Genomic DNA, 3,524 nt, shown 5'->3' with positions numbered 1-3,524 from the left:
CAGCAGATGCTTGCGATAGCGAGAGCTTTAATGGCGAAACCCAAGCTATTGCTCTTGGACGAACCTCTGCTTGGATTGGCACCTCTTGTTCAAAAGAGGATAGTCGAAGTTGTAAAAAGAATAAGAGATGAGCTTGGAGTTACCGTTCTTGTAGCTGAGCAGTACGCGAGACCAGTCTTCCCGATAATCGACAGAGGTTATATTATCGAGCGGGGAACGATCTCCTTTTCTGGGCCCTCTGAAGAATTGATGAGCAACCCGAATGTTAAGGCAGCATATCTCGGGGTGTGAGTATGTTGAGGGATTCTCTTCATGACAAAGTGTTGGAGATGACTGAAAAGGAAAAAACTGTGTTGACGAAAATTTACGAAATGGCTGAAAAGTATCCGGATCAAACTGCGCTAATTTTCTTAGGGGAAAAGTACAGCTACAAAAAGCTAATTGAACTTATAGAGAGTTTCTCCTCTGGAATTTCTAAACTTGGAGTTAAAAAGGGAGATAGGGTGATGCTTTATCTTCCCAATTCTCCTCAGTTCCTAATTTCCTACTTCGGATTGATGAGGATAGGAGCTATTCCCGTACCGGTTTCTCCCATCTACACAAGCAACGAAATAAGGTACATGCTCGAAAACAGCGGAGCTAAGGTAGTTATTTGCAGCGACACGAACATAGGTTACGTTAGAGCCGTTGAAGAGGTTGGAATTGAAAAAATCGTTGTGACGAACGTAGCTGAAATGCTGCCAAGGTGGAAGAGAATTGTTGGGGAACTGTTCGACAAAATTCCGAAAGGTAGCTACGAGAAATCGGAGAAAGTCGTTGAATTCAAAAAGCTGCTAAAGAGAGGGGAGAGTATTGAAGAAGCGGAAGTGGATCCGAAGAGGGATATTGCCCACATTCTGTATACTGGCGGAACAACCGGCTTGCCTAAGGGTGTTGTTCACACTCACGCTTTTCTCTTAAGCGGAATAATCGGATTGAGGGAGACTTACGGGGAAATAAGAGAGCTCGAAAATAAGTTCGTTGTTGTCGTTCCTCTCTTCCACATGTTCGCCTTGGATATGATAATGTCCACGACCCTCCACAAAGCCAATACGGCAATTTTAATGCCAAAGCCGAACATCGATGCGATTTTAGCGAGCATAGAGCATTACGAAGCAACTCTTTTTGCCGGAGTACCGACACTTTACAGAATGATTCTCGAACACGACAGAGTTGACTACTACGATCTTTCCTCTCTTAAATTCTGCTGGAGCGCTGGTGACGTTCTTCCAGCTGAGGTTTACAAAATGTGGAAGGAGAAGTTTGGAATTCCTCTTCATCAAGTTTACGGATCAACAGAAACGGTTGTAATCTCCGTAACAAGGCTTTCTGAAGAGCCAAAACTCGGTAGCGTTGGAAAGATAGTTCCGGGGAGAATAGCTAAGATTATCGATCCAGAAACGCTCGAAGAGGTTGAGGGAGAGGGAGAGTTACTTGTAACCTCGGAGTATCTAACCATGGGGTACTGGAGGAATCCGGAGGAAACTGAGAAGGGATTCATAGAGAGCGAAGGTTATCTGTGGTGTAGAACTGGAGACTTCGTAAGAATTCATGAGGAGGAGTTCTACTTCGTTGATAGAAGAAAGGACATCATCAAATACAAGGGATATAGAATAGCGGCGAGTGAAGTTGAGGCGGTTTTGCAATCGCACCCGGCTGTTATTGCCGCAAGCGTTATTGGCGTTCCAGACGAGAAGGTTGGAGAGAGGGTGAAGGCTTTCGTAGTACTGAAAGAAGATGCGAGAATTACCGCTCACGATTTGAAAAAGTGGTGTAGGGAAAGGCTCGCTCCTTACAAAGTTCCGGACTACATCGAGTTCAGGGACTTCCTACCGAAGTCGAAAGTTGGCAAGATTTTGAGGAGAGAACTAAGAGATCAGGAACTCAGAAGGGGCTGATTCGAAGATTTCCGGAGAAAAACGGAACTTGTAAATGTCGTAAACGAACATTAGGTTAAGCTCGTCCACGAACTCACCATGTCTATCTAAGAACTCATGGATCCACAGCGTAACTTCCTTAAAGCTCCTGAAAGCCGCCAATACCTTCCACCTCCTCACACCTCCAGTTACGGCGAACATAACAACGTGAGCCGAGTTTATCAGGTACTCATACGCTTCTTTCCATTTTTTGAAGTAGTGATTGTTGAAGCTCATTTCGATAAAAGCAAAAATCAAACTGTTCTCGTTGGGAATTATAACTTCCCTAATCGCACCACTCCTTTTTAACTCTTGTAAAATTCTCGCAACCCTCGTTAAGCTTATTCTAATTCCGTACTCTTTCAGCAGGGTTTCTCTGAGTTCTTTGACTGTGACGTTGGGATTTTTCACTTTCTCTTTGATTATGATCGTCTTAACTTTGTCAAGCTTCATACCTTCACCTTGCCTCTTAGTCACAAAGTGTTATAAGACTTAAAAATTAATATTTAATCATTTCGGAATCTTAAAGGGTGTTAGGGCTCTCTCCATAAGCAAATCGAAGCCACTCTTTTTACCTATCACCGGCTCTTTCTTCTTCCTACTCCACACGGTCTCTGGACGGGCTTGAAGAATGAAAACGTTCTTAGGAAATTCGAAGTCTTTGTCTATAGCCCATTCTATGTCCATGGGCTGAGAGTAATGATCTTCGATCTTTTTTCCTATTTCGGAGAGGTAAATTATCTCTTCATCGCTCAAAGATGGCTTTTCTCTCAGATCTTCCGGCACTTCTTCGTGAACGACTTTTCCATCTTTATAGACGCACCACACAATCTTTGGAGAGATAGTTCTGTCCAATATCTCCTTCGTGACTTTGTCGACGACGAACCTATCTGGAGTTACCTCCCCGCTGACTATCGCCTCTCCAAGCCCCCAAGCGGACTCGATAACAACTTGGCTTTCATCTCCGTTGGTTGGGTTCAGCGTAAACATAACTCCGCTGCTCCTCGAATTTACCATCTTCTGAACGACAACGGCAATGGAAACTTCGTAGTGGTCGAAGCCTTTCGTCGCTCTGTAGGCTATCGCTCTCGGAGTGTAGAGGCTACTCCAGCACCTTAAAACGTGCCTCACTACCTCATCCTCTCCCTTAATCCAGAGATAAGTTTCCTGCTGTCCAGCGAAACTTGCGTCAGGCACGTCTTCAGCTGTTGCTGAGCTTCTTACAGCCACAGCCACTTCTTCTCCAACCGTTTCGCACAGCTTTCTATAAGCTTCTCTAATCTCTTCTTCAATTTTTTCTGGAATTGGAGTCGATTCTACGATCTCCCTCGCCAAAGCGCTGACTTTTTCCAGCTCCTCAGTATTTTTGACATCGACCTCGGATATTATCCTCGCTATTTGCGCTTTTTTTCCTCTCTTTTTAGCTCCCTCAAGAAACTCCTCAAAAGCGTTTATTGTGATAACGAAGCCGGGTGGAATCGGAAAGCCAGCCTTTACCATCTCCCCTAAATTCGCTCCTTTCCCTCCGGCTATGCCGATATCTTCTTTGCTTATTTCATCAAACCACTT

General features: G+C 44.4%; 3 protein-coding genes and 1 pseudogene. 2 read left to right on the top strand and 2 right to left on the bottom strand.

The features are described from left to right. Nucleotides 1–291, top strand: a pseudogene (locus F7C14_RS02390) (ABC transporter ATP-binding protein); the annotation flags it as partial. Between the two features lie 2 nt (nucleotides 292–293). Beyond that, the gene (locus F7C14_RS02385; RefSeq protein WP_290899600.1) at nucleotides 294–1,937 is read left to right on the top strand and encodes a class I adenylate-forming enzyme family protein; all 1,644 of its coding nucleotides are present in this window, start codon (nucleotides 294–296) and stop codon (nucleotides 1,935–1,937) included. On the opposite strand, the gene F7C14_RS02380 is transcribed toward F7C14_RS02385, so the two are convergent. Both F7C14_RS02380 and F7C14_RS02375 read right to left on the bottom strand, forming a co-directional pair. Beyond that, the gene (locus F7C14_RS02380; RefSeq protein WP_290899599.1) at nucleotides 1,908–2,408 is read right to left on the bottom strand and encodes an AsnC family transcriptional regulator; all 501 of its coding nucleotides are present in this window, start codon (nucleotides 2,406–2,408) and stop codon (nucleotides 1,908–1,910) included. The genes F7C14_RS02385 and F7C14_RS02380 overlap by 30 nt on opposite strands. 57 nt (nucleotides 2,409–2,465) lie before the next feature. After that, on the bottom strand, nucleotides 2,466–3,524 hold a 1,059-nt coding region (locus F7C14_RS02375), incomplete at its 5' end, for a PEP/pyruvate-binding domain-containing protein (protein WP_290899598.1).

This window comes from Ferroglobus sp., assembly GCF_015521575.1.
GTDB lineage: Archaea > Halobacteriota > Archaeoglobi > Archaeoglobales > Archaeoglobaceae > Ferroglobus.
The sequence above is the reverse complement of the archived record's forward strand: the minus strand, read 5'-3'. Positions and strand labels throughout refer to the sequence as shown.